Here is a 463-nt window from a genome sequence, read left to right as displayed (position 1 = left end):
TTTACCAGCGTGGTGGCCGCCCTGGCGGGCTCGAATCGGCCCGCGTCGCTCAACTCGTTGCGCCAGTTGTCATGCAGTGGCAAGGCAGGATCCTGCCAGTCGCTCACGACCATGACCGTGTGCTTCAGCTTCCAGTAAAACGGGATCTCGTAGTAGTAGGCATCGAGCATCACGACCTGATCGTCTGCTGCGATGCGCTCCTCGGCGGGCAGATACAGCCGCGCGCCGGGCGGCGTTCCCAGCCGGTCTGCAACGATCACCGAAGCAACGCAGATGACGGCGGCAACGCCGGTCGTCCACTGCAGCTTAGGGCTCGTCATCCACCGTGTCGGTGTCGTGGCACGCAAGGCTCTCGCGATGAACCATGCGAGCGGTGGAAGGGCTGGGTGTTGGCGCCGACCGAGAATTGACCCACTTATGAGGGTTGTGCCGATCTCAAAGTGACCCGGGTGTTCAGCCTACC

1 pseudogene is annotated in these 463 nt (G+C 62.9%); it reads right to left on the bottom strand.

What is annotated here, in order from left to right:
- Positions 1-320 (bottom strand): annotated as a pseudogene (locus QN413_RS27130) (glycosyltransferase family 39 protein); the annotation flags it as partial.
- Positions 321-463: the final 143 nt, after the last annotated feature.

Origin of the sequence: Variovorax sp. LG9.2 (assembly GCF_035018885.1) — a bacterium.
In the GTDB taxonomy this organism is placed as follows: Bacteria; Pseudomonadota; Gammaproteobacteria; order Burkholderiales; family Burkholderiaceae_C; genus Variovorax.
The sequence above is the reverse complement of the archived record's forward strand: the minus strand, read 5'-3'. Positions and strand labels throughout refer to the sequence as shown.